At 43.4% G+C, this 25568-nt stretch carries 24 protein-coding genes; 16 read left to right on the top strand and 8 right to left on the bottom strand.

Going from position 1 to position 25568, the window contains the following annotated elements:
- The 6 genes from ABWY16_RS17400 to ABWY16_RS17425 all read left to right on the top strand — a co-directional run.
- A partial coding sequence (locus ABWY16_RS17400; protein ID WP_353905932.1) for a S26 family signal peptidase occupies positions 1-940 on the top strand: 940 nt, incomplete at its 5' end.
- Between the two features lie 101 nt (positions 941-1041).
- Positions 1042-1413, top strand: a complete 372-nt coding sequence (locus ABWY16_RS17405; protein ID WP_353905933.1) for a DUF6717 family protein — start codon at positions 1042-1044, stop codon at positions 1411-1413.
- 35 nt (positions 1414-1448) lie between these two features.
- Positions 1449-3005 (top strand): alpha-L-arabinofuranosidase family protein, encoded by a 1557-nt coding sequence (locus tag ABWY16_RS17410; protein ID WP_353905934.1) that lies wholly within the window; start codon positions 1449-1451, stop codon positions 3003-3005.
- Between the two features lie 104 nt (positions 3006-3109).
- Positions 3110-3775, top strand: coding sequence for a GIY-YIG nuclease family protein (locus tag ABWY16_RS17415; RefSeq protein ID WP_353905935.1), 666 nt, complete (start codon positions 3110-3112; stop codon positions 3773-3775).
- A gap of 241 nt (positions 3776-4016) precedes the next feature.
- Positions 4017-6497 carry a TonB-dependent receptor domain-containing protein gene (locus ABWY16_RS17420; RefSeq protein WP_353905936.1) on the top strand — a complete coding sequence of 827 codons (2481 nt, stop codon included), beginning with the start codon at positions 4017-4019 and terminating at the stop codon, positions 6495-6497.
- 104 nt (positions 6498-6601) lie between these two features.
- Positions 6602-7741: a PepSY-associated TM helix domain-containing protein gene (locus ABWY16_RS17425; protein WP_353905937.1), complete on the top strand. Its 1140-nt coding sequence runs from the start codon at positions 6602-6604 to the stop codon at positions 7739-7741.
- Between the two features lie 4 nt (positions 7742-7745).
- Here the strand turns inward: ABWY16_RS17425 and ABWY16_RS17430 are convergent, their stop codons facing one another.
- The gene (locus tag ABWY16_RS17430) at positions 7746-8708 is read right to left on the bottom strand and encodes a TonB family protein (RefSeq protein WP_353905938.1); all 963 of its coding nucleotides are present in this window, start codon (positions 8706-8708) and stop codon (positions 7746-7748) included.
- A 403-nt stretch (positions 8709-9111) separates the two neighbouring features.
- On the opposite strand from ABWY16_RS17430, the gene ABWY16_RS17435 reads away from it, so the two are divergent.
- Positions 9112-10293 (top strand): DUF1015 family protein, encoded by a 1182-nt coding sequence (locus ABWY16_RS17435; RefSeq protein ID WP_353905939.1) that lies wholly within the window; start codon positions 9112-9114, stop codon positions 10291-10293.
- Positions 10294-10309: 16 nt separating this feature from the next.
- On the opposite strand, the gene ABWY16_RS17440 is transcribed toward ABWY16_RS17435, so the two are convergent.
- The 4 genes from ABWY16_RS17440 to ABWY16_RS17455 all read right to left on the bottom strand — a co-directional run bounded on the left by ABWY16_RS17440 (position 10310) and on the right by ABWY16_RS17455 (position 13111).
- A complete protein-coding gene (locus tag ABWY16_RS17440) occupies positions 10310-11227 on the bottom strand; it encodes a DUF5777 family beta-barrel protein (protein WP_353905940.1) in 918 nt (305 codons plus the stop codon).
- A 67-nt stretch (positions 11228-11294) separates the two neighbouring features.
- Positions 11295-11837 carry a YceI family protein gene (locus ABWY16_RS17445; RefSeq protein WP_353905941.1) on the bottom strand — a complete coding sequence of 181 codons (543 nt, stop codon included), beginning with the start codon at positions 11835-11837 and terminating at the stop codon, positions 11295-11297.
- Between the two features lie 41 nt (positions 11838-11878).
- A complete protein-coding gene (locus ABWY16_RS17450) occupies positions 11879-12232 on the bottom strand; it encodes a cytochrome c (RefSeq protein ID WP_353905942.1) in 354 nt (117 codons plus the stop codon).
- An 18-nt stretch (positions 12233-12250) separates the two neighbouring features.
- Entirely contained in the window at positions 12251-13111 is an 861-nt protein-coding gene (locus ABWY16_RS17455; RefSeq protein WP_353905943.1) for a hypothetical protein, read from the bottom strand.
- Between the two features lie 229 nt (positions 13112-13340).
- Between ABWY16_RS17455 and ABWY16_RS17460 the strand changes: the two genes are divergently transcribed.
- The 7 genes from ABWY16_RS17460 to ABWY16_RS17490 all read left to right on the top strand — a co-directional run bounded on the left by ABWY16_RS17460 (position 13341) and on the right by ABWY16_RS17490 (position 21207).
- The gene (locus tag ABWY16_RS17460; RefSeq protein ID WP_353905944.1) at positions 13341-13910 is read left to right on the top strand and encodes an RNA polymerase sigma factor; all 570 of its coding nucleotides are present in this window, start codon (positions 13341-13343) and stop codon (positions 13908-13910) included.
- Between the two features lie 2 nt (positions 13911-13912).
- Positions 13913-15271, top strand: a complete 1359-nt coding sequence (locus ABWY16_RS17465; protein WP_353905945.1) for a hypothetical protein — start codon at positions 13913-13915, stop codon at positions 15269-15271.
- A 142-nt stretch (positions 15272-15413) separates the two neighbouring features.
- Positions 15414-16658: an L-fucose:H+ symporter permease gene (gene fucP / locus ABWY16_RS17470; RefSeq protein ID WP_353905946.1), complete on the top strand. Its 1245-nt coding sequence runs from the start codon at positions 15414-15416 to the stop codon at positions 16656-16658.
- A gap of 9 nt (positions 16659-16667) precedes the next feature.
- Complete coding sequence (locus ABWY16_RS17475; RefSeq protein WP_353905947.1) at positions 16668-17498, top strand: amidohydrolase family protein; 831 nt, start codon at positions 16668-16670, stop codon at positions 17496-17498.
- A 9-nt stretch (positions 17499-17507) separates the two neighbouring features.
- On the top strand, positions 17508-18530 hold the full coding sequence (locus tag ABWY16_RS17480; RefSeq protein ID WP_353905948.1) for an aldo/keto reductase: 1023 nt from the start codon (positions 17508-17510) through the stop codon (positions 18528-18530).
- Positions 18531-19544: a zinc-binding alcohol dehydrogenase family protein gene (locus ABWY16_RS17485; RefSeq protein ID WP_353905949.1), complete on the top strand. Its 1014-nt coding sequence runs from the start codon at positions 18531-18533 to the stop codon at positions 19542-19544. It begins immediately after the preceding gene.
- 16 nt (positions 19545-19560) lie between these two features.
- Positions 19561-21207: a M28 family metallopeptidase gene (locus tag ABWY16_RS17490; RefSeq protein ID WP_353905950.1), complete on the top strand. Its 1647-nt coding sequence runs from the start codon at positions 19561-19563 to the stop codon at positions 21205-21207.
- A gap of 1 nt (position 21208) precedes the next feature.
- Here ABWY16_RS17490 and ABWY16_RS17495 read toward each other — a convergent pair whose 3' ends face one another.
- The 3 genes from ABWY16_RS17495 to ABWY16_RS17505 all read right to left on the bottom strand — a co-directional run bounded on the left by ABWY16_RS17495 (position 21209) and on the right by ABWY16_RS17505 (position 22927).
- Positions 21209-21394 carry a hypothetical protein gene (locus ABWY16_RS17495; protein WP_353905951.1) on the bottom strand — a complete coding sequence of 62 codons (186 nt, stop codon included), beginning with the start codon at positions 21392-21394 and terminating at the stop codon, positions 21209-21211.
- Positions 21375-22193 (bottom strand): TspO-related membrane protein, encoded by an 819-nt coding sequence (locus tag ABWY16_RS17500; protein ID WP_353905952.1) that lies wholly within the window; start codon positions 22191-22193, stop codon positions 21375-21377. The genes ABWY16_RS17495 and ABWY16_RS17500 overlap by 20 nt, the downstream gene beginning before the upstream one ends.
- Positions 22194-22267: 74 nt before the next feature.
- Positions 22268-22927: a metal-dependent transcriptional regulator gene (locus ABWY16_RS17505; protein ID WP_353905953.1), complete on the bottom strand. Its 660-nt coding sequence runs from the start codon at positions 22925-22927 to the stop codon at positions 22268-22270.
- Between the two features lie 120 nt (positions 22928-23047).
- On the opposite strand from ABWY16_RS17505, the gene ABWY16_RS17510 reads away from it, so the two are divergent.
- The gene (locus tag ABWY16_RS17510; RefSeq protein ID WP_353905954.1) at positions 23048-25300 is read left to right on the top strand and encodes a TonB-dependent receptor; all 2253 of its coding nucleotides are present in this window, start codon (positions 23048-23050) and stop codon (positions 25298-25300) included.
- 39 nt (positions 25301-25339) lie between these two features.
- Positions 25340-25549: a hypothetical protein gene (locus tag ABWY16_RS17515; protein WP_353905955.1), complete on the top strand. Its 210-nt coding sequence runs from the start codon at positions 25340-25342 to the stop codon at positions 25547-25549.
- The last annotated feature ends 19 nt before the right edge of the window (positions 25550-25568 follow it).

Consider the following 25568-nt stretch of genomic DNA (forward strand, 5'->3'; position numbering starts at 1 on the left):
GCTTACCGGTGATTATCTGTTTGTAAGCAAAATGAGCTACGGCGCAAGGATGCCATTCACACCGGTTCAGAATCCATTTTTAGAATCTACTATTACCAAATATCAGATCAAAACTTACTGGGACGGTATCCAGCTGCCCTATTTTCGTCTTCCTGGATTGGCTGCTATCAAAAAAGGAGATATTGTTGTATTCAATAAACCTGAAGAAGCAGATCTTTCCTATGACAGGCCGGTTGACGTGAGAACTAACCTGATCAAACGCTGCCAGGCCACCCCAGGAGATGTGCTCAGCATCATGAACGGGCAGGTGTTTATCAATGGAAAGGCTGCGCCAAATGCAGAGAAATCGCAGACATCCTATGAAGTAATTACTGACGGTAATACCATCAATCCTGAAGTATTTCATGATCTGGGGATCGAGATTATCGGTCAGACTGATCCTGAAAATTTTACGATGATTATTCCGGCAGCAAGCCTCGCAGTATTTAAAGGTTATCCGTATATCAGGAAGCTGACCCCAGTAATAGATCCCGCAGGACATTATGATGCAGAGATCTTTCCGCACAATGAAAAGTTCAAATGGAATATGGATAATTTCGGGCCGCTGATGTTACCCAAAAAGGGCATGACTATTACGCTGAACGAATCAACAATGATCTTATACCGCAGAGCGATTGAATTATATGAGCACAACAAGGTAGAAATGAAGGGAAAGAATATACTGATCAATGGTGAAAAAGCTGGCAGTTATACATTTAAGATGAACTACTACTGGATGATGGGGGATAATCGCCATAACTCTCTGGACTCTCGTTTCTGGGGTTATGTACCGGAAGACCATGTGATTGGCAAAGCCATGATCACCTGGCTGAGTATTGACCCGGCAGCGAACCTGATGAACAAAGTAAGATGGAGCAGGATTCTGAAACCTATTATTTAAGCGCAGGACTTAACCCGTATATATAGTCATAAAAGAATATTTTATCGGCTAAGGTATTGCTGGCACAGAATCTGATTGATCCGGGAATACGATGGTGTAATATGAAACGAACATTCAGATTTTATAAAACAGAAGAACAAAAGTGGTTTGTAGACCTGCCGGAATGGACCAAGTCAAAAGTTGATCTGGAGATGGTAGAAGGCGCAGATACCATGCTGGATAAAATATCAGGTAACCAAAACGAATGTTTCTTAAAAATGAGTGATGAACCGATTAAAGGGGCAGATCAGATGAAGCTCATCAAAGACAGGACAAACTGTAAGCTTGGCGGCGGCGATTATTTAATGGAAACCTACAGGGGCAAAGCTTTTAATCACAAATTGTGGTTATGCTCGGTTACCGAAAGCGTATTTGGTGATCTGCCAGAAGTAATTTATGTGGATTATCCGGTGAATTCTGCGCAGAAAGATTAATTTCGGCCTTTTAAGCTATTTACCCGTTACTAAAAATGAAGATTTCTTTTTTCTGCCTTTTCAGTCTAATTACCTTTTCTGTCTTTTCACAAAACATAAAACAGGCATCTGTCAGCGTTGATGCAGCCCAGCAAACAGGTTTGATCAGTCCACTTCAATACGGTCAGTTTATCGAACATCTTGGCCGTGCTGTAAATGGCGGGATCTATGATGAACATTCTGCCCTGTCCGATCAGGATGGGTTCAGAATGGACGTTATTGAAAAAGTAAAAGAACTGCATACGCCATTATTGAGATATCCCGGCGGTACATTTACAAAGATCTATCACTGGGAAGATGGGGTAGGGCCAAAAGCTGAAAGGAAAAAAAGGAAGAACCTGATCTGGGGCGGTGTAGAAGATAACCACTTTGGCACTACTGAATTTATTTCTTACTGCCGTAAAATTGGCGCTGAGCCCTTTCTGGTTGTGAATATGGCTACAGGGACGCCCGAAGAAGCTGCCAACTGGGTAGAATATTGCAACGGTACCGGGGATACTTATTACGCAAACTTAAGGAGGGCACACGGTTTTAACGAACCATTCAATGTGAAATACTGGGGCATAGGGAATGAAGAATATGCTGAAACGGATGCAGGTCGTGATCAGGATGTACAGCAGTATATCAAAGATACCTGGCTTTTTGTAAAACTGATGAAACTGCAGGACCATGACCTGAAACTTGTGCTGGTTGGTAACCAGGATGACACGGAATGGAGCCGTCAGGTCCTGGAAAAACTAAACCCTGTATGCGATTTCCTGGCTATCCATTTGTATTCAATTCCTGCTGATACTTCTTATACTACGCTGATCAAATCTATAGATCAGTTTGAAAAACCGCTACTGGATATGGAATTGCTGCTGAGCAAGTTCCCCGCTAAAGTCACTAATTTCAATGCATGGTACCGCTTCCCTGCGCGGACAGCACCCATACAGCTGGCCATTGATGAGTGGGGGATATGGGATATCAACTCCAAAAAGGGGAAAGGTTTATTCCAGATGGAATATCAGTACAACTGGTCGCACGCCCTTGGGGTAGCCACATTTCTGAATTTGTTTCAGCGGCACAGTTCATCTGTAGGGATGGCAACATGGGCACAGACAGTGAATGTACTTGCGCCGATTATGGCCGATTCATCCGGCTCGTTCAGACAAACAGTTTTTGCCCCGCTGAAAGCATTCAGGGATTATTCTGGTAAATATGCGTTAAAAGCAGCAACAGTATCGCCAGATATGGCACCAGGAATTAAAGCACTTGATGTTTCATCCAGCATAGCTGAAAATGGTAACCAGATCATATTTACTATGGTAAACCGTGATGCAGCGCATTCGGTTAACACGTCGATCAAAGTGGATCACCTGCCCCTGGCTTTTAAAAACGGAACGATAAGGCAACTCACATATACCGCAGGCAATCTTTACGCGGCAAACACGTTCAAACGCGAAAATGCGGTCATTAAAAAAGAGACAGCCAGAAAAATTAATCTGGATAAAATGAATGTTATGCTCGCCCCTGCATCATTCACCGTCCTGATTTTGGAAAAGCTGCTGTAATTTACAGTTAATTGTTACCAAAATAGTTGAAAATCACTGTGTCGCGGATGACCATTCTGAAATGAACATCCATTGAATGCCAATTAATATCAGTAATATTGTACATGATTATTAAAACGCCGTTGACTAAGGAGCAGAAAGATTTTATAAAAAAACACCAGATTTCGGAAGATGTACTGATTGATGCCAATGGTGAGGCAATGTCAGACGAATTAAAACAAAGAATGTTGGAAACCGAAAAGGTGATTGCCTATAATGTCAGCGGATGTATAGAAAACAGTGATTATAACTTTACAGATATTGATGGTGTTTTTGTACAGGGCGATACAGACAGAATCCCTTTTGCATTAAGGACCTATAAAACCGGCTATATCTACATTGCCGGATCCAAAAAGAACCACCTGATTAAAGTGGGCTCTTCAAATGAAGTGAAAGACAGGATCAAAACATTGAATATTGCCACTTCCAAAAGCGGCAACATCGATGATTGGGAATTGATCTTCCAGGCTAAAACTCAAACCTTAGGCAAAGTTGAAAGGATGTTTCAGCAAAAACTAAGCGACTATAAATCATCTTCCCAATACGAAAAAGGAAAACTGCAGAATGGTGGAGAGCTTTACAGGTGCTCTTATAATAAAGCCAAAGACGCAATGACCGCCGCTGAAGGTGAAGAACAATTTGAATTTACGCAGATCAATGAGAAAAAGCATATGATCTCTGAATATCTGTTCAAAAACCTGAAAGTTAAATCTGATACGGTCAACGCCTAGTCTATTTTTAATTATTTTTTCTCATTTCTACTGGCCGGACTGTTACAGGATGTTCAAAATCCCGTTATCTGGCTGGTTAAACTTGCGGTTTATGTTTTCTACGTCAAAATGATGGATTGAGCACACATATATGTGCGTAATCAATTTTTTTTGCTCCTTCAAATGTTAAATTATTATTTGATATCCTGAAAAACTTGTAGTATTGCGGACTATTTATAATTAGTCTAATATTACACATAGAATGAAAACACCATTACCCAATCTAAAATCTATAGGTCTGAAAGCAGTTTTGATGCTGCTTTGCTGCTTTTCCATAGCTGCTGCTGATGGGCAATCCAGATACGGGACAATCAAAGGGACTGTAAAAACTTCAGATAATAAAGCCGGAGAATTTGTAAATGTTTACATTAAGGCACTGAAGAGAAGCACTACTACTGATGAAAACGGAAAATACGAAATTCAAAAGGTAGAAGCAGGTACACAAACTGTAACGGTAAGTTACGTTGGCCTGACTACCAAAAGCCAGTCCGTAGAAGTTATTGCCAACAAAACTGTAACCAGCGATTTTATGCTGGAGCAAAGTAAAGGCGAGCTACAGGAGATCATGGTAAACGCAAGTAAAACGAATAAGTACAAGCGTACCAAGAGTGAATACGTTGGTAAAATGCCCCTCAATAATCTGGAAAATGCTCAGGTTTACAATACCATCACCAATCAGCTGATGCAGGATCAACTTGTATACTCTGTTGATGATGCGATGCGCAATGCCCCGGGTATAACAAAATTATGGGAAGCTACAGGCCGTGGTGGTGATGGTGGTGCATATTACAGTTCACGTGGGTTCGTTACACAGGCTAATATCCGTAATGGTATCGCAGGTAATGTGACCAGCACAATTGATGCTACCAACCTTGATCATATCGAAATCATTAAAGGCCCATCAGCTACTCTTTTTGGCAGTACACTTACCTCATACGGAGGTTTAATCAACCGTGTTACAAAAAAAGCGTATGATTCTGTAGGCGGTGAAGTTGCCGTAAGTGCAGGAAGTTATGATTACTTCCGCACAAGCGTTGATTTTAATACACCATTAGATGCCCAGAAAAAAGTGTTGTTCCGTCTGAATTCTGCTTACAATTACAAAGGAAGTTTCCAGGATGCAGGATTTAACCGTAACTACACAGTTGCGCCAACACTTACCTATAATCCAAATGATAGACTATCGATTACTTTAGATGCAGAGATCATGGCAGGCCGTTCACAGATCTCTCCATATTACTTCATCACATCTACAACAGGCTTAGGTACTGACCGTGCGGATGAACTTCAATTCGATTACAAAAAGACTTATCTGGGTAATGACCTGAGCCAATTTTCGAGAAGTGCCAACTTCTTTGGACAAGCTACTTATAAGATCAGTGATTCATGGACTTCAACTACCAACGCTACTTTAACAAATAGTTATAGCGATGGATTCGGGCCGTACTTTTATATTTTATCTGCTGAAACAGCCACTCAATTTGGTTATCCAAACGCCGTAGCCGGAACCCAGTATATTGCACGTAATGATCAGTCGACCGCAAAAAGTAAAGACCAGACTTTAGAGATCCAGCAAAACTTTAACGGCGATTTCCGTATTGCCGGATTAAGGAACCGCATTGTTGTAGGTTTAGACTACCTGAGAAGAAATTCCGATCAGCATTACCTTGGGGCATCGTATGACATTGTACCTTTGAACAATTCTTCAATTAACTATGGGGCCTTTAATGCTGAAGGGCTCAACGCAGTATATACTGCAGCCTTCGCAAATGGAAGTGTAGGGCAATATCCTTATATTTATACCACCAATACTTACAGTGCCTATGCATCTGATGTCCTGAACATCACAGACAGGTTAATTGCCCAGGCAGCGATCAGAGTTGACCGTTTTAAAAATGGAGGCAGCTACTATCCACCAGCTACTGATCCGGTAGGCGCATTTAATCAAACTGCTTTTTCACCAAAGTTTGGATTGGTTTACCAGGTAATTAAGGATGTGGTATCGGTTTTCGGAAACTATCAGAATGGTTTCACCAACAGGGCAGGCAGTGATTACCAGGGCAGAGCCTTTAAACCGGAACAAGCGAACCAGATTGAAGGCGGTGTAAAACTGAGCGCTTTTGATGGTCGTTTAAGTTCTACCATCAGTTACTATGATATCAAGGTAAAAGATGTTGTTCGTACGGACAATACGCTTCCTGCACCAAACAACCAAGTTCAGGACGGAACACAGTTAAGTAAAGGTTTCGAAGCTGAGATTACTGCCAATCCTTTTTCAGGATTTAATGTAACTACAGGTTTTACCTACAACGATTCCAAGTATGAAAAGACAAGTGCTGATCTGGATGGTTTAAGACCAGGTACGGCAGGTTCTCCTTACCTGGTTAACTTCTGGGCGAGTTACAGACTTCCCGCACATATTGTTAAAGGTATAGGTTTCGGTATCGGTGGAAATTATGCAAGCGATAATAAAATCATCAATTCAAGAGCTGCAGGCCAGGGCGTATTTATCTTACCTGCCTATACTTTACTGAATGCATCTGCATTCTGGGATTATGACAAACACTTCAGGTTTGCAGTAAAAGCAGATAACTTTACGAATAAACAATATTTCATAGGATATTCTACAGCTAACCCTCAGCAATTGAGAAGCTTTATCGGAACAGTATCTTACAAATTCTAAACTATAAGGTTAGAGTAAACAATGAAGCCCCTGGATATTCCGGGGGCTTCATTGTTTGTATTCAATCTAATTAACCCTATATTTACTGTTTTAGCAGCATCCTCATGGCAAAAAGTAGAAGATTTAAAACTGCAATTCTGCAAATACATTTATGGCTGGGTCTGGCAACAGGTTTGGTGGTATTTATAATTAGTGTTACAGGTTCTATCTATGTTTTTGAAGAGGAAATACGGGATTTTACCCAGCAGGAAAAACTTTATGTTCCGGCAGAGCAAAAACCTTTTGTTGGCCTTGCAGCCATCATTAAAAGCTATCAAAAGGTTAGTAAAAACGCAAAGCTGACCACGATAAGAATTAATAACAGCCGTCCGGACGCAACGGTTATGGTCGCCGGCGGTAAAAAAAATGAGTACTATTTTAACCCCTATACGGCAGCACTGGTAAAAAAAGCGCAACCCGACTGGCTTGATATTGATGAGGATCTGCACAGGACATTGCTGCTGGGCGAACCTGGTAAATTTATCATGAACTGGTCCGTCGTCATCTTTGTCATTATGCTCATCAGCGGATGGATCCTCTGGTTCCCCAATCAGATGCGTCTGCTCAGGCAATCGCTAACTATCAAATGGAATGCTTCAGTTAAACGGGTAACCTACGATCTGCATAATGTTCTGGGCTTTTATGCTTCCGGGATTTTAATCGTTATTGCCCTTTCGGGATTATACTTTGCTTTTGACGGTTTCAAAGCAGGGGCTACTTTTTTAACAGGAAGCAAATTGACCAAGCCTGTTTCGGTGGGGCCTGTAAAGGCCACATCATCTGAATTGGATAACCTGCCACAAAAGTATGAAAGCATATATTCAGCAGCTATTGCTGAATATCCAGGTGCAAAGGAAACAGCTTTATCCATCAGAAAAACAGGAGAGCTCCGTTTAAGAATCATTTATCCTTCTGAATGGTTCAGAAAACAGAATGTCTTTTATTTTGATCCTGCCACGCTGCAGATGTCTAAATATAAGCTATACAAAAACTTTAAACTGGCAGATAAACTGGAGTCGACCAATTATGATCTTCATACCGGGCAGTTATTTGGCATTTTTGGGAAAATAGTAGCTTTTATAGCTGCTTTAATTTCGGCGAGTCTTCCTATCACCGGGCTGATGATCTGGCTCAGGAAGCAAAAGAAAACAAAGAAAACGGGAGTTGTACCTATACGGAAAGAAAAGCCTGTTTATTCCGCTTAATCTATTACCTGCTCAGGGTAAATGATATAGGCACATTAAACATCACCCGCACCTTTCTGCCCCGCATCGTTCCAGGCTCCCATGGTGGTGATTGCTGAACTACCCGCAATGCTTCTGCCGCCAGTTCCTGATCTGCATAATTGAACACTTTTAAGTCATTTAGCGAGCCATCTTTTTCTACCGCAAAATTAACAAGTACTACCCCCTGTTTCCATAACCGCTGGGCATTTGGAGGATAACGTATACTCCTGGCTAAATACCGGTAAAAATTGGCTGCACCGCCTTTAAATTCGGGCTTTACCTCTGGTTTGGTATAGCTGACAGTCACATTTTCCAAATCAGTGCTTTCACCGGATATGATTTTGCCTGCTGCATAGGTTTCTTTATAGGTTATACCCAGGTTTCTGTCTTCGCCGGTCCACAATCCATCATATTCCCCATTCTTAATCATTCCTCTGCTGCTGATATACCTGAAGTCGTTATCGTAAAACTCACAGAGTCCGTTACCATCCTTCACCAGCGATTTCCCGGTAGAATCGTTCACCTGCATAACCTGATAGGGTGCCGAATCGGAGCCTGGTGCAGCATCATTATAAATAAGGCAGGAATAGAGTTCTCCGTTTGGATAATAATTCAATACCTGTCCGGTCAGCTTTCCCTTTGCAAAATTTGCTATCTGCTTTTTACTGCCATTGTCATACATGGAGCGGTAAGTCCCTTCATAAAGCGGGGGGTCAACCTTTCGGGACAGTCCGAGACTTTTTAGTTTTCCGTCCTTATAATATTCCTTGACGATGAACAATTCAGATCCTGTATCGGGCTCCTGGACAATGCGTATAAAATCTGCACTATCCTGTTTCTCTACATATTGACCGTTGTTTTTGATCAGATAAACATTTTGTTTCTGTGCAAAAACACCCGTGTAAATAAACAGAAGGAGGAAGAGCAGAAAATCAGATCTTTTCATAGGGGAGACAATTTCATTGCAAGATACTTTATGATCCTTTAATATAAAACTTTATTTACTTAAATTGTAAATGCCACAGAATGAACGCTTAGTGTATTAAGTACGCCTTGTGCCTTTTTTTACATCTACCAGAGAAACTTTATTTTGCACAAGAAAATTAATGTCCTTCCAATCAGTTCTAAATTTTGTCGGATAATGGCTATTCAGTATAATTTTCTTTATTGGAAGACCGGTAATAATATCCAATAATCTCTGTGGAACTTTGTAGTCATACAACCAATCTAACCTTCAAATGACCAGCCAATCCACTCACAACTCTGATGCAGGACAAAATTGTTCCTGTTACAGCGCTTGTATAGGCTGCAATGCAATAACAAACTTGTACGACAATAGCTAGCAATTTATGGCAACAATCAGACCCTTCATGGCCTTGAGGCCTCAGGACGTTTACGTTGATAAAATGATCTCTCTGCGCTCTTCAGCAGTATCCGGCAAATGCAATGGAATAGTTGCGCAGAAACTGGATAAAGGGCACGAAGCCAACAAACATTTAACTAATGATCATATTATTGGAAATCTTAAGAAGATGATCAATGAGGGCGACTTCTATCAGGAGGAGCATCCCTGTATATTTATTTACGAGATAACCGAAGGTAGTAGTATCCAGACAGGTGTCTGGGCTGTGACCGACCTGGATGATTTTGAAAACGGACATATCAAAACCCACGAGGCTACCCTGGAAAGCAATTCTTCAGGACTGGTCAATTACAGGGACGAAGTGGGGCTGGAAGGAGGTCCCTTGCTGATCACCCACCGCCCTACAGCAGCAATCCGCGCAGTCTTGCTAAGAATCAAGCAGGCTGAAGCAAACTCCGTATATTATGCAAATAAAGTATTTCACAGAATCTGGACGGTATATGATATCAAGACCATCCAGCAACTGAGCAGCTGTTTCTCGGAGCTGCAGAATGTATACCTGGCCGACGGGCATCACCGCCTGGCAGCTGCAGTGCATTACCGTAAAACAATGCAGAAGGCAGGAGCAAAATCAACAGATTTCAATTATATCTCTTCTTTTTACCTGGCGAGCGACCAGCTGAGGATCAAAGAGTACCACCGGGTGATCATCCCCTCGGAAGAGATCTGTTTAGATCAGGTTTTCAGGGACCTGAAGAAATCATTTTCTGTCACCAGATCACAGCGCAACGAAATGGTCATGCCAATGAAAAAACACGAATTTGGCTTGTTCATTTCAGGCAGGTGGTATAACATGACCTGTAAGCTGAAGGATACCGGCTCGCTTCCCGATGCCTGTCTGCTCCAGGAAATGGTATTCAGGCCTTTCTTTAATATCGAAAGGCCCGAAACTGACCAGCGGCTTATACCTGTGGGCGGTGCAGGTGCTATCCTGGAACTGGAAAAAATCCTGCTGGAAAACCCTGACGCAATTGCTTTTACTATGGCCGCCATGAATGCAGAACAGCTGATAGAAATTGCACAGCAGGGGATCATGCTCCCTCCAAAATCTACCTGGATAGAACCCAAAATCCCTTTTGGTTTGCTGTTGAGAAAACTTAAAAATTAAGTTGCTGAACAGCAACTTAATTTTTGGCCTTACTTTTTTTATGGAAGGAGAATCTTCTTGCAATGCTGAAACCCCAGCGGAACTGGCCTTTTAACCAGTTGCTCGTAGTTTGAGGGATAAACTGCATTTCTTCTATAGCTGTAGCATTGGTAAAATTGAGATTAAAGACGTGGCCGCCCGTTTCAATTTCCAGACCTGCTCCCAATGCATTACGGTATTTCACTCCGCTGAGGCCTTCCAGATAATCCTGGTCGGACCCATTACGGAAAGGCATGGTATAGTCTACCACCAAAGCCAATCTGTTACTGATCTTGGCCCGTCCGCCGGCACTAAGCGCAAAGAGGTCATTCTGATCCCTGAAGGCGGTAAAATTGCGGTGTACATAACTTGGGGTAAGGGTAAAAGAGAAACTGGAATTAAATTTCCTTGCAATAATTACCTGGGTAACAAAGTTAAGCCTGTCACTAAAATTGCGATAGGCGGTGCCAGAAGAGGGGTCGTCACTTGCGGTAACACCGGTGGCAGTGGTACTTCCAAATAAAGTAACAGCAACAGGAATATAATCATCAGTGGTTTGTTCCAGCAAACGGAATTTCAGGTTTCCTTCGTACAGCTGCTGGACATCAGTGGCACCTTTAGCTCTTGCAAAGCCAACGCTCAGCCGGTCGCTCAGTCCATATTCAAAACCTATCCTTACATCTGTTGCATTGTCTAAACCAAAGAACCGCCTGATGCCGCCGTTACTGCCGGCGATATCTCCAAAGCGGTGATCAATCCTGAAATCAAGCTCGTTTTTAAAAATGGTTTCGTTGGTATGCAGGTTAATGAGTTTGGTAGATTTAAAGGTTGCGCTTACTTTTTCATGTAAAGGGGCAGTACTGCCCAGTTCTTTCTCCAGGTCCTGCTGCCCGAAACTTTTTAAGGTGACCAGCATTAGTATGAAGAATAGAAGGCATTTTTGTTTTAGTAATATCTTTTGAATCATCATGTCGGTTTCCTGATTATTTTGGTTGATAAACAGCTGATATGTGCACATCTACGATCTGCGCAATTTTGGCGAACACCAGGGTTGGTATCTTGATCTGGTGATCTGCTACCGTAACTTTGAAACTGGTTTTGGCAGTGATTGTTCCTTTGCTCACTATAAGCGTGGCTGTCGTCTGATAATTCTTTGTTATTCCGTGAATATCAAGGCTGCCATCTATAGTTACGGTATAGGTACCGTCTTTCTCCAGGTCAATGTCATCCCTGATCTTTCCTTTAAAAGTGGATGCCGGGTATTTATCGCTTTCCATATAGTTTTCATTGAAATGCTCCTGCATTAATTTCTTTGGAAACTGGAAAGTAGTATTGCTGACCTTAAAAATAAGGTTGCGTGTTTTGGTGTCAATCACCGAACTTGCTTTGGTGCTTGTGGCCTCAACATCTTCTGCAGGAGTACTTGCAAAAAAGGAAATTGAAGTGCTTTTGCTCGTGTAAAGGTGTTGTGCATGAACTGAAATGCAAAAGAATGCGCAGATGAGGGTAAACAATAGTGTTTTCATAGTCTGAAGGTTTTGAACTTGGGATTTGTTGTCTGTAGATTTTAGGGTTGCATTCCCTGGTCAAACCAGTCCTTTATCGACTGCAGGTCTGTAGCAGACAGACTGCCGCCCAGTGGCATGGATTTTTTAACCAGAACAGCATTTTTGATTCTGTCTGCGTCGGCAGTCACTGAACTGAGGCCACTGAAAGTCCATGCTACCGAACCAGACCTTCCGGCACTATGGCAGCCATTACATCTGGCCTTAAATATCGGATCTATCACAGCTGCATAACTGACTTTAGCACCGGGTGTTTCCGGTGCTTCAGGTTTAAATTCTTCGGCCTGCTTTTTTGTGCAGGCCATGAGCAGGAGATAGGCCAATACCATTCCTGCGGAGATTTTTCTTTGTTTCATGATCATATGCGTGCTTGGTTAAGGAGTGAGTGCCGGGGTTTTTGGTGTAAGTACAGGCCATGGTGCAGGTCGTGGCTGATTGATGCCGGTTGTCTGGCCTCTTTGTGTGTCTCCCACATAAAAATATAGGGGGTGACCTTTGTAGGACAGTTGCTTTTTGCCCACGGAAGTGATTGTTGCAAACAGGTCTTTCGAAAAAATGGAAGGAACATTCATCACGTCCGACTGATATATGGGCCAGAACCTGTCATTACTTAAATCTGCGGCAGTATATGTATTCAGGTTAAATTTATCCGGCTGATAACCGTACAGGGTTAATCCGGCTCCGTCCGTTAAATACACCGTGTTTGCTGTTCCCTCGACCAGTGCATCTATATAGTTTTTCCCGTCAGAGCCTACCAGTTGTTTGTTGGCCAGCATAATTGAATAATCTGGTTTTGCAATAAACCATATGCCTCCTATACCATCGCCGTTAACGTCGCCTTTAACTTTATCACCTGCATAATAATACAATGGCCATTTCTTGTACGTGGTTTGTTTGGTGCCGTCCGCATGTGTAATCGTTCCGATCAGTGCGGGATCTATTCCAGCCGGCGGAGTTTCACTGCCGGCGCTGTAGGAAGGCCAGGTTACAGCACATTGTCCGGTTTCACAATTTGAAGTACCATTGGGGTCGTTGGCGAAGAAATATAATGTTCTTCCGTTAGCATCAGTCAGAATAGTTCCAAATTTTGCATCAGCTGTAATTGTAAGTTTCAGGGGGCCGGTACTACCTCCGCCGTTTTCGGGAGGCATTGGTGTTTTATTACTGCAGGCAGACAGGAACAGGCTGAAAGCCACAAATACAGGCAGGATTGTTTTTCTTAAAGTTCTTACCATTGTCTTGTTTTTAATTGAATAATAATTTGTCTTAATGTTAAAGCGGTTACGGCAGGTTTTCCTTTAAGGTTGCGTGGATACGAGAAAAAATCCTCAGAATAAAAAATAATGCGCTCTTATACAGTTATTTGTGGTAAATAAAACATTTTTTTATTACGTTTGGCAACCTATACATGGTTTTCGCCGTAGTAGGGGTAAGTAAAATGCGCAACTTATAATCAGGATTAATTTGCAGGGAATAATTAACGGTTGCATCAGGCAGGACAGATCCAGTCAGTACGTGCTCTATAAAGAATATTATAGTTATGGCATGGCTATTTGCCGGCGGTATTCCCTAAACGATTATGATGCTGCCGATGTCCTGAATGATGGGTTCCTGAAGGTCTTTACTCATATTGAAAAATATGACCCGGAAAAGCCGTTTAAATCCTGGCTTGGCAGGATCATCACCAATACGGCAATTGATCATTACCGCTTAAACCTGAAGTTCTCAGATCATGATGATGTAGATACGCATCAGCATATAGGTGATGCAGCCGCCATATATGATCAGCTGGCTTATAAGGATCTGCTTACTTTAATTCAGGGTCTTTCACCAGCTTACCGCACCGTGTTTAACCTGTATGCAATTGATGGGTATTCGCACGATGAGATCGCTGAACTCTTAAAAATATCTGCCGGTACTTCCAAATCGAATTTATTCAAGGCAAGACAAAAACTGCAGGAGAAACTTGCACTGCTGGGGCATAAAAAGACAGCAGATGTAGCTGTTGATGATGATAATAATATTAAAAAATAGGGATGGAAACCGAGAACGAGATAGATCAGTTATTTAAACGCGGCCTGAATGACCCCCAGATTCCTTTCAATGAAATGGACTGGGAAAAGATGGCGCGTAAACTGGATGAAACAAAGAAAAAGAGAATTGTACCCATCTGGGTATTTACAGCAAGCGGAGTTGCCGCCGCATTGCTGATTTTCCTTTTCTGGTTTTTATTAAATCCCTCTGTCTCTGAAACAGGTGTAAATAACCCGGTGACTATTAAAAGGATAGCACCAGGACTTAAAAAACATAAGCAGGCTACGGGAGCTGATGCTGTAACAATCAACCCCAAAGGGCTTTCAGCTGAAAGTACTGCCTCCAATGCAACAGGTACCCCTGCTGCTGTCAGCTCCCCTGGATATCATGGTCAATGGACCGGTAATAACAATGGGGATGCCTGGGCTGGTTATAATGTGATCTCCAGGGATGCTTTTGCTTCAGCACCAATAGTAAAAGACAATATCAAAATCAGCCAGATAGCTCCGCTTAATACTGCAGCCGCTCCATTTAAATTGGCAAACCCCATTGCTGTGAAAACCCCTGAACGGCCTGCTGCTGCGGTCTCGGACAGCGCAATCATCGCACAAAAAGCAATGGCACTGGCACTCAGCAAAGATCCCCTGGAAAAGCTCAATCATACAGCAATCGCAAAAAGTGTACAAAAGAAAATGGACGAAGCCTTCTCTCAGCGGCCTAACCTGATCTTGACTGCCATGGCTGCTCCTGATATTTCTTCAGGGCCATCAGGTTCAAACAGGTCTTCAAAAGTCAGTAAGAACTTTGGTGTACTGGCAACTTACGCCCTTGGTTCAAAATTCAGTCTTACTTCGGGAGCAATTTATGCCAAAAAATATTACAATTATGGCTCAAACCCCGCAGGGGATAATATTTATTCGTCTCCTGCAGGAACAGACTGGGAAGTGAAAGCCGACTGTAATGTAATTGATGTCCCGGTAAACGTAAATTATAAACTGCTGGATAAGAGAAAGTTCTCGGTGAGTGTCAATACCGGTCTTTCGAGCTATTTTATGCTGAAAGAAAAATACGATTATATTATTGACAGGCCGGATCAGCCACAGCAGGTAAGTACTACGGTGATCAACAACCAGAACCAGCATGTTTTTGGTATTGCCAATGTATCTTTAAGCCTGGATCACCAGATCAGTAAAACCATCAGTATTGGTGTGCAGCCCTTTGCAAAATTGCCCCTTACAGGTATAGGCAACTATGACGTAGACCTGAAATCCACAGGGGTCTCCTTTTCTATCAATATCGGACTCTTCCCCTCAAAAAAACCAGGCAAACTGGCGGCAAACCGCTATTCTTCATTATATTAGTCACCATAGGTGCTAGTTATCCGTTTAAGAGGACAAAATAGCTTAATAACTGGATAACCTTGTATTGCTTTTTTTAGCAAAAACAACCTTTCTTTAGCCTGAGCCAATATAAATTGTAAAACCTGTATACAAACGATAAAAAATGAAAAAGAATCATTTTGCTGTAGTACTGATCATCTCCCTGTTTTTCCTCTGGGGATTTGCATTAAACTTAAACCCTATCCTTATTCCGCATCTGAAAAAAGCATGTCAGCTTACCGATACACAATCGGCATTTATTGACTCTGCATCCTACATCGCCTATTTTCTGCTGGCACTGCCTGCAGGCTGGTTTATGAAAAAATTTGGATATAAAGGCGGGATTGTATTCGGGCTTACCCTTTTTGCTATTGGTGCATTTTTATTCTACCCCGCTGCAGCTACCCGGTCATATGTGTTTTTCCTGATAGCCCTGTTTGTAATTGCCAGTGGCCTTACCTTCCTGGAAACGGCTGCCAATCCTTATATCACTGTTTTGGGCGATCCTGAAGGTGCTACGCAGCGACTAAACTTTGCGCAGTCTTTCAATGGTCTGGCGGCAACTCTCGCACCATTACTTGGAGGAATGTTTATCCTTTCAGGACACACACTGAGTGCTGATGCACAAATAGCAATGAGCCCTGAACAGCTCAATACCTATCTGGATAATGAAGCTTCTGCGGTGCAGATTCCCTTCCTGATCATTGGAGCCGTAGTACTGCTGATCGCACTTTTCCTGATCAGAACCCCCTTGCCGGAGATTGAGGACGAAAAAGGTCACCTCGAAGCTACAGGCTCACTACTGAAAGAAAAAAACCTGATGCTTGGCGTTACGGCGCAATTTTTCTATGTAGGTGCCCAAACCTGTGTAAGCAGTTTCTTTATCCGTTTCTCCTCACATGTTGCAGGGATTGAGGAAAAGTCGGCAGCCCTGTTTTTATCTGGCGCCCTGCTTGGATTTATGGCGGGCAGGTTTATCGGAACCTTTTTAATGAAATATATTGCGCCTTCAAAACTGCTGGCAATTTACAGTATAATTAATATTGCGCTGATCGTTGCAGCGGTGATGCTGCATGGCAAAGCATCGGTTTATGCACTGATGGGTGTTGAATTCTTTATGTCTATTATGTTCCCAACCATCTTCTCCCTGAGTATCCGCGGACTGGGATCGAGAATGAAAGAAGGGTCCTCGATGGTCATCATGGCAATCGTTGGCGGCGCAGTTTTCCCTGTGCTGATGGGCAGATTATCTGACCGTACCAACATCCAGGTGGCCTATGCGGTTCCTGCAGTTTGTTTTGCAGTGATCTTTTATTTCGCGCTCACAAATATCAGGGTAGGAAAGATTAAACTCAGTGTGGCCCATTAAGTAAAACATATGGTAACGATCGACTCGCATCAGCATTTCTGGATATATGATCCTGTAAAGCACGACTGGATAGGTGACGATATGGCTGTCATCAGAAGGGATTTTTTACCCGCAGACCTGGAGCCTGTGCTGCAGGAAAATGAAGTACAGGGCTGTGTTGCTGTCCAGGCAGACCAGACTATGGAAGAAACAGATTTCCTGCTGGCATTAAGTGATCGGCATGATGTCATTAAAGGCGTAGTGGGCTGGGCAGATTTGCAGTCGCCAGCCATAGAGGAAACATTGAGTGCATACGCACAGATGCCGGCGCTAAAAGGCTTCCGCCATATCCTGCAGGGAGAAAAACAGCGCGACCTGTGTCTGCAACCCGCTTTTTTAAATGGGATATCCCTGCTGGAAAAGTATAATTTCAGTTATGATATCCTGATTTTACAGGATCAGCTGCGCTTTATCCCTCAGCTGGTTTCCAGGTTTCCGAACCAGCGTTTTGTAATTGATCATCTGGCCAAACCAGGTATCAAAGCCGGCGAGATCAGCGACTGGAAGAGGGATATCGGGCTGGTAGCCAAACATGAAAATGTGCATTGTAAAATTTCTGGTATGGTAACCGAGGCTGAGCTCCAAAGTTGGAGATCTGAGGATTTTATTCCTTACCTTGACGTAGTTTTAAATGCATTTGGCACGAAGAGAGTAATGTATGGCTCAGACTGGCCGGTATGTCTTGCCGCAGGGAATTACACTGAGGTTATCCAGATTGTAAGATCCTGGTTCAGTTCATTTACAATAAATGAACAGGAGCTCTTTTTCGGAAAAAACGCAATAGATTTCTATCATTTATAAAAAACTCCTATGGACAATGCCCCTTCAGCAAGCCTGTCGCTGCCCAAAGTCATTTTTGGTACCAGTGGTTTAGGTAATCTTTATCAGGCTGTTCCCTATCCGGAAAAAAAGGAGATCGTTCGTCAGTGTATCCTTCATTCAGCAGGTAAACCTGTATTTGATTCTGCCGGTAAATACGGCGCAGGCTTATCGCTCGAAGTGTTGGGAGCCTGTCTTGCAGAACTGGATATTCATCCCGAAGATATTTTGATCAGTAATAAACTTGGATGGCTGCGTACAGAGCTGTCTGGTCCGGAGCCTTCATTTGAAAAAGGAGTATGGGTGGATATAAAACATGATGCTGTACAAAAGATAAGTTACCAGGGCATCCTGGAATGTTTTGAGCAGGGAAATGCACTGCTTGGTAAATACAGCGCGCAATTGGTTTCCGTTCATGATCCAGACGAGTACCTGGCAACTGCCAGCAGTAAAGGACATGAAGATGAACTGTATCAGGATATCCTGGATGCTTACATCGCATTGGCAGAACTTAAAAAAAAAGGTAAAGTACTGGCAGTAGGAGTGGGTTCAAAAGACTGGAAAGTGATCCGCAGGATTGCGGCAGATGTGCCATTGGATTGGGTGATGATCGCCAATAGCCTGACCGTGCTTTCCCATCCGCAGGAATTGCTGGATTTTATTGCTTTACTGGCCTCACAAAACGTCCGTGTGATCAACTCGGCGGTATTCAACGGCGGGTTTTTAACCGGGAGCGACTATTTTAATTACCAGCTGGCAGACCCTGATTCGGCCAGCGGAAGGTTGTTATATGATTGGCGCGACCGCTTTTATAAGCTTTGTCTTCAGTATAACATCCAGCCGGCCGAAGCATGTGTGGATTTCGGACTGCATATTCCCGGTGTGGAAAGTATTGCGATGAATACAACCCGGCCGGAAAAAGTACAAGTAAATATTGCTATGGCCAACCAGCAGATACCAGAGGCATTCTGGAAGGCTATGCAAGAGGAAGGATTAATAAACAGCTACAGATAAATGAAAACATTGATTTGCAATACCCCCGGTGAATTTGAATATATCGTTACCGAAATGCCCGAAGAACGGGAAAGTTACAGTTTGTTAAAAGTGTTGCGGGTAGGTATTTGCGGAACGGATATCCATGCTTTTGAAGGCACACAGCCTTTCTTCAATTACCCAAGGATACTCGGTCATGAAATTGCCGCCGAAATTGTACACACCCAGGAAGGCAGTGGATTTAGTACCGGCGAAATTGTAAGCATCAGTCCCTATTTCTACTGTGGCAGATGTGTAGCCTGCAGGAACGGCAAAACCAATTGCTGTGTGAAGATGGAAGTATTTGGTGTGCATATCGATGGCGGTATGAGGGGATATATTTCGGTGCCCAATTATGCGCTTGTGCGCGGGGAAGGATTATCTGCGGACGAGCTTGTCCTTGTAGAACCACTGGCAATAGGTGCCCATGGGGTGAGGCGTGCTGGTATAGAAATGGATGAATTTGTGCTTGTTATGGGCGCAGGCCCCATTGGACTGGGTACCATGGATTTTGCCGCCATAGCCGGGGGAAGGGTAATCGCAATGGATGTGAATCCACAGCGGCTTGAATTCTGCAGGGATACCTTTGGGATTCCATACACGATAAATCCGCTTACTGAAAATGTAATGGAACGTTTAATGGAGATTACCGGCGGGGATATGCCAACAGTTGTTATGGATTGCACAGGAAACCTGAAGGCAATTAACTCCGGTGTGCAGTATCTTGCCCATGGAGGAAGGTATGTGCTTATTGGCCTGCAGAAAGAAGAATTGGTAATCAGTCATCCCGAATTTCATAAACGGGAAGCTACCCTGATGAGCAGCCGTAATGCACTGCCCGAAGATTTTGAGCAGGTAGTATCCTGTATCAGGGACGGTTCTGTTCAGCCTGAAAATTACATTACCCACAAGGTGGAATTTGATGAAATGAAGTACCAGTTTTCAGAACTGATCAATCCTGCAAACGGAGCAATAAAAGCCGTAGTAGTTTTTTAATACATAAGATTATCACATGAAAAAGACCATATTTTGCCTGGTTGCTGCCGGATTTTGTTTTACTGCCTGTAAGCAAAAAGGAAGTACCGAATCTACAGCTGCTGCAGATTCTGCTATCGTTAAAATGATCAGTGATTCCAGTTTTGTGAAACACCTGAGTGTGCTGGCTTCTGACGAATTCATGGGCAGAAAACCTTTTACCATCGGGGAGACAAAATCCATCAATTACCTGAAAGAGCAGTTCAGTGCTCTGGGATTGAAACCGGGCAACGGCGACAGTTATTTCCAGGCAGTACCTATGGTGGAAATAAAGTCGGTGCCTGAGAGCAAAATGGTTTTTAAAGGAACCTCCGGAAGTGTAACGGCAAATTACCTCACAGAATTCGTAGCAGGGACCAGAAGGGTTTTACCAAAGGTAAACCTTGAAAACTCACCGCTGGTTTTTGCTGGTTATGGCATTGTGGCCCCGGAATACAAATGGAATGACTATGCCGGACTGGATGTTAAAGGCAAAACTGTAGTAGTGATGATCAATGATCCGGGATTCTCGGATTCCACCCTGTTTAAAGGCAAAAGCATGACCTATTACGGTCGCTGGACCTATAAATTTGAGGAAGCCGCCCGTCAGGGTGCTGCAGCAATTCTGATTATCCATGATACTGCCCCGGCAGCTTATCCATGGTCAGTAGTGCGCAGCGGATGGTCTAAATCAAAGCTGCAGCTCGAAGAAAAAGACAATAATATGTCAAGGGCAATTGTGGAAGGCTGGATCACGCTGGATGTAGCCAGGCAGCTATTTAAACTCAGCGGACAGTCGGACGCGCTTTTCGCACAGGCGCTAAAGCCTGGTTTTAAAGCAGTAGATTTAAAAACAACAACTTCATTAACAGTCAATAATACCATCAAAAAGTCTGTTTCAAATAACGTGGTAGCCGTATTGCCCGGAACAAAAAGACCTGATGAAAACATCATTTATTCCGCACACTGGGATCATTTGGGTACCGGCGAACCCGTTAAAGGTGATTCTATTTATAACGGAATGACAGACAATGCCACGGGTGTAGCTGCCCTGCTGGATCTTGCTGCGGCTTTCCAAAAAGCAAAACCTGAACGCTCGGTAGTGTTTGTTTCCTTTACCGGTGAGGAACAGGGATTACTGGGCTCTGAATATTATGCCAAACATCCGGTTTTTCCGGTGGACAAAACGGTTGCCGATATCAATATGGACATGATGGGACTTGCGGGAAAAACCAAAGACATTGTGATATATGGGTTTGGCCAGTCAGATCTTGAAGATTATGCTGCAGTGTCTGCTAAAAAACAGGGCCGCGTGACGGTTAAAGATCCAAAACCTTCTACAGGGCTATACTATCGCTCTGATCACTTCAATCTTGCCAAGGTAGGTATCCCTTCTTTATTCACAGGTTCGGGTGTCGATAATCTGGAACATGGAAAAGCCTGGGGACAGCAACAGGCTGATGATTTTTTTAAATCACGCTATCACTCACCACAGGATAACTTTGATCCTAAAGCCGATGTATCCGGCATGGTAGAAGATGTGAGGTTGTTATTCGATCTGGGTTTCCGGTTGAGTAATGAAACAACCTTCCCGAAATGGAAAGAGGGCTCAGAGTTTAAAGCAGCAAGGGAAAAAGGGAAGTAGTTTATACTTCCCCTTCATCAGACTGATCACCGCTGCCTTCTTTTTCAGAAAATTCCCTGGCCTTTTCATCGGCGGTTACATCACCCTCTTTTTCAGGTTCCAGGTTCTCGTCCAGGCGGTCGTTCCATTGATCAATTCCGTCAGGTTTTACCTGATCTTTTTCTGTTTTATTGTTCTGATTCTCCATAGTCGTTTAATAATTTACTTCTGTCTCTCTTCGTAAAAGGCCCGGTAGCCCTGTTCATATGTCCATGTGCTGAGGCACTGATAAATATCAATAGTGATACAGCAATGGCTGTCCAGGTAACCAGGGGGTGTTCGCCCCAGTTTTTTACAGCAATACCAACAATTCCCCAGACACCTACATTCGCGTACTCTCTCATGTTACGTGTCCATGTCATAGCTATGAATATAAATGCCGCTACCAGTAGCACAAGTACTGCCCATATCTCAGTGCTTACAGGTGCGCCCGTCCATTGAATAGCGGTCAGGTAGGCTGATATATTAACGATCAACGCAACATTGATCCAGCCAAAATAGAGGCTGAATGGCCACCAGATATAAAATATGACGGGATTGGGGGCGTCCCATTTCTCCATCCGGGTATTGATAACGATTTTAAGCAGGGCGAAGAAAATTACCAGCATGATCAGGAGCGACAGACCCGGCTGATCACTCGTGAAGGCCCATACCCATGCTGCATTAGCCAGATTGGCAATAATAAACCACCACCCAATTCTCAGGATGAAGTCTCTCTTAAGGTCTTTTCTGAAAAGATCTGCAGCCTGATAAACGGCAAAAATAAGCAGTGCGATATAAATTAATCCCCAGATGCCAAAAGCATATCCGGCAGGCGTAAGCAGGTTATCGTACTTTGCTGAAATATCAGAAATGGAGGGTTTTCCCTGCTGACCGTTAAAAAGGTAGTTGATGCCAATCGTAAATAACAGGGTAACAATGTTTAAAACCTGAAGGATTTTTTTCATGCGGGCTGGGAAGGTTAATCTTCATTTAGTAAACAGCAGCGGGGCTACAAGGTTTTATAATTGCGAAAAATCGTTTACTCCAGGATGACGAGAATGTTATCGGTCATCTTGCTGGAAACTGTTTTTGGCTCGCCTTCATCAATAGAAATGATCATCGACTGATCAAATTCCATCTTTTCGATTACCCTGATGCTGGAACCCAAACCTACCTTCAGCTGTTTCAGATATTTTAGAAATGCGGTAGAAGTATCCCTTACGCTTCCAACTTTACATAACTGGTCGGCCTCAGTATCACTCAACCTTGTGCTTGCATAAACCGGCATCTTCCCATTTTGTGCAGGAATAGGATCACCGTGAGGATCAAAAGAGGGGTTTCCTAAAAAGTCATCCAGTTTTTTTGCCAGCTGCTCATCGTGGATATGCTCCAGCTGTTCAGCAATAGCATGCACTTCATCCCAGCCATATTGCAGTTTCTCTACCAGAAAAACCTCCCAGAGCCTGTGTTTGCGTATAATATCCAGTGCAGCGGCTTCACCACTGTGGCTCAGAATTGCGCCCTGTACCTTATCATAACTGATCAGGTCTTTATCCTGCAGCTTTTTAAGCATATCAATAACCGAAGCCGGATTGTTCTCCAGCGCATCTGCGATAGCCTTCGGGCTTACTTTATTATCACTTTTACCAAGATGGTAAATGGCTTTAAGGTAGTTCTCTTCGGAGTAGGTTTTCTTCATGTCTGAGCTGATGCATCAAAAGTAAATAAATATTTGTCCAATTACATAAATTAGTCATGTCTAATTATATATATTTGTCAAACCAAATTAAAATAGATTGATTAGGCTAATATATATTGCATGAAACAACTAATTACTCTTCTTTTCCTATGCCTGTCGCTTTCAGTTGCGGCCCAGCAGGGAACACTTGCGGGAAAGATCAGTCTAGGCGAAATAGCCCTCAAAGGTGCCACTGTACTTTTAAAGAAAACTACGCATAAAACGCTTTCAGATCAGGACGGCCTTTACAGCTTAAAAAATGTACCTGCGGGCAACTATGAGCTCAGCGTTACCGCTGTAGGTTATCTTACGCACCATCAGGAAATCAGTATCCTTGCGGATAGCACCCTTAAACTGGATATTGAACTGAGAGAAAAATCAGACGATCTGAATGAGGTAGTTGTTACCGGCACCATGAAAGCGGTGCGTAAACTGGACAGCCCTGTGCCGGTAGAAGTTTACACACCTGCATTTTTTCAGAAGAATCCTACGCCAAACCTGTTCGAGGCCCTGGGACTGATCAATGGGGTACGGCCGCAGTTGAACTGTAATATCTGCAATACCGGTGATATCCATATCAACGGACTTGAAGGCGCATACACGCTGATCCTGATTGACGGCATGCCCATTATCAGCAGTCTCTCTACGGTTTACGGGTTAAGTGGTATACCCAACAGCCTGGTAGACCATATTGAAGTTGTAAAAGGCCCGGCTTCATCGCTGTATGGTTCTGAGGCGATGGGAGGCGTAATCAATGTGATCACCAAAAATGCAGTAAAAGCCCCCTTGTTTAGCTTTGATGCTTTTGGCACTTCCTGGCAGGAGTACAATGTAGATGGCTCCGTAAAATTCAGCGGAAAGAAATTCCAGAGTTTGCTGGGTGTAAATTATTTCAACTATCAGCATCCCACAGATAAAAACGGTGATGGATTTACTGATGTAACCCTGCAACACCGGATATCTGTATTTAATAAATGGAATTTTGTCCGTAAGGAAAAGCGTGAGGCCAGTCTGGCTGCCCGTTTTGTAAACGAAGACCGCTGGGGCGGGCAGATGAACTGGAATAAGCAGTACAGGGGATCCGACAGTATTTATGGGGAGAGCATCTATACACGCAGGTGGGAGCTCATCGGGTTATACCAGCTGCCGGTAAAGGAAAAGATTATGGTGCAGCTTTCGTACAACTGGCACAACCAAAATTCTTACTATGGTTTTAATCCCTTTATGGCTAACCAGCAGGTTGGATTTGCCCAGATGTACTGGGACAAGGAATTAAGCAAAAAACATAACCTGCTGCTGGGAGCAACCTACCGTTATACCTGGTATGATGACAATACACCAGCGACAGCATCCGCAGACGGACTGAAAAATTTGCCTGCAAAAACTCCACTGCCGGGGATTTTTATCCAGGACGAGTGGAAATTTACAGAAAAGCAGACCTTGCTGGCAGGCTACCGCTACGACTATGACCAGTACCATGGCAGTATCCATTCCCCGCGGCTGGCCTACAAGTTTTCCCCCAACCCCATGAATACCTTTAGGGCAAGTTTTGGAACGGGCTTCAGGGTGGTCAATTTATTTACCGAAGATCATGCCGCGCTTACTGGAGCGAGGCAGGTAGTGATAGCAGAAGAACTGAAACCAGAACGCTCCTACAACGGAAACCTGAATTATGTACTCAAGGTACCTGCAGGATTTGGTTTACTGAATGTAGACGCCACGGGTTTTTACTCTTATTTCACCAATAAAATTACTGGCGATTTTGATCAGGACCCAGACAAGATCATTTATGCAAACCTCAATGGGCATGCAATATCAAGAGGGATTGCTCTGAACACAGAGATGACCTTTAACTTCCCTTTGAGGATTTCGGCAGGGCTAACCTGGTCAGACGTATATCAGCTGGATGATAACGGGCGCGGAACCGAAAAAACAGCACAGCTGCATGCACCGAAATGGAGCGGGAATTACCTGATATCTTATACATTTCCAGGTGATTTCGTCATTGACCTTACCGGTGTATATACTGGCCCCATGCGTTTGCCCGTACAGCCCAAAGATTTCCGCCCGGAATATTCACCCTGGTTTACGCTGGCCAATATCCAGTTCACTAAAAAGTTTGACAGCGGGCTGGAGATTTATGCGGGAATAAAAAATCTTCTTAATTTCATACCAAAGTATGCTTTGATCCGTGCTTTTGATCCTTTCGATAAAACTGCGGGCGATCCGCTGAGTAATCCAAACGGGTATACCTTTGATACTGAATATAATTACGCGCCTTTGCAGGGGATCAGGGGATTTGCGGGAATACGTTATAATTTATTTAAATATTAATTTTATATTTACGGCCAGTACCTGCCAATCATCCTTAAAATGCAACCCGATCCAAATAGCGACGCTGAAAAATCAAAACAAGAACAGGACGATCATACCCATATCCCGTATGATGGTTTTGTTAATGTGAATGATATTGTCAGAAAAAGGCGTCAGCTGCGGAATGCAGAATTCAATGTGGCAGACGAAACCTGGGATGCTGATTTGAATCCCATCCCCAGGCAGGATCCTGAAGATAACCCTCAATAGGCTTTAGGGGCATTATTCC

The organism is Pedobacter sp., from assembly GCF_040513095.1.
Lineage (GTDB): Bacteria > Bacteroidota > Bacteroidia > Sphingobacteriales > Sphingobacteriaceae > Pedobacter.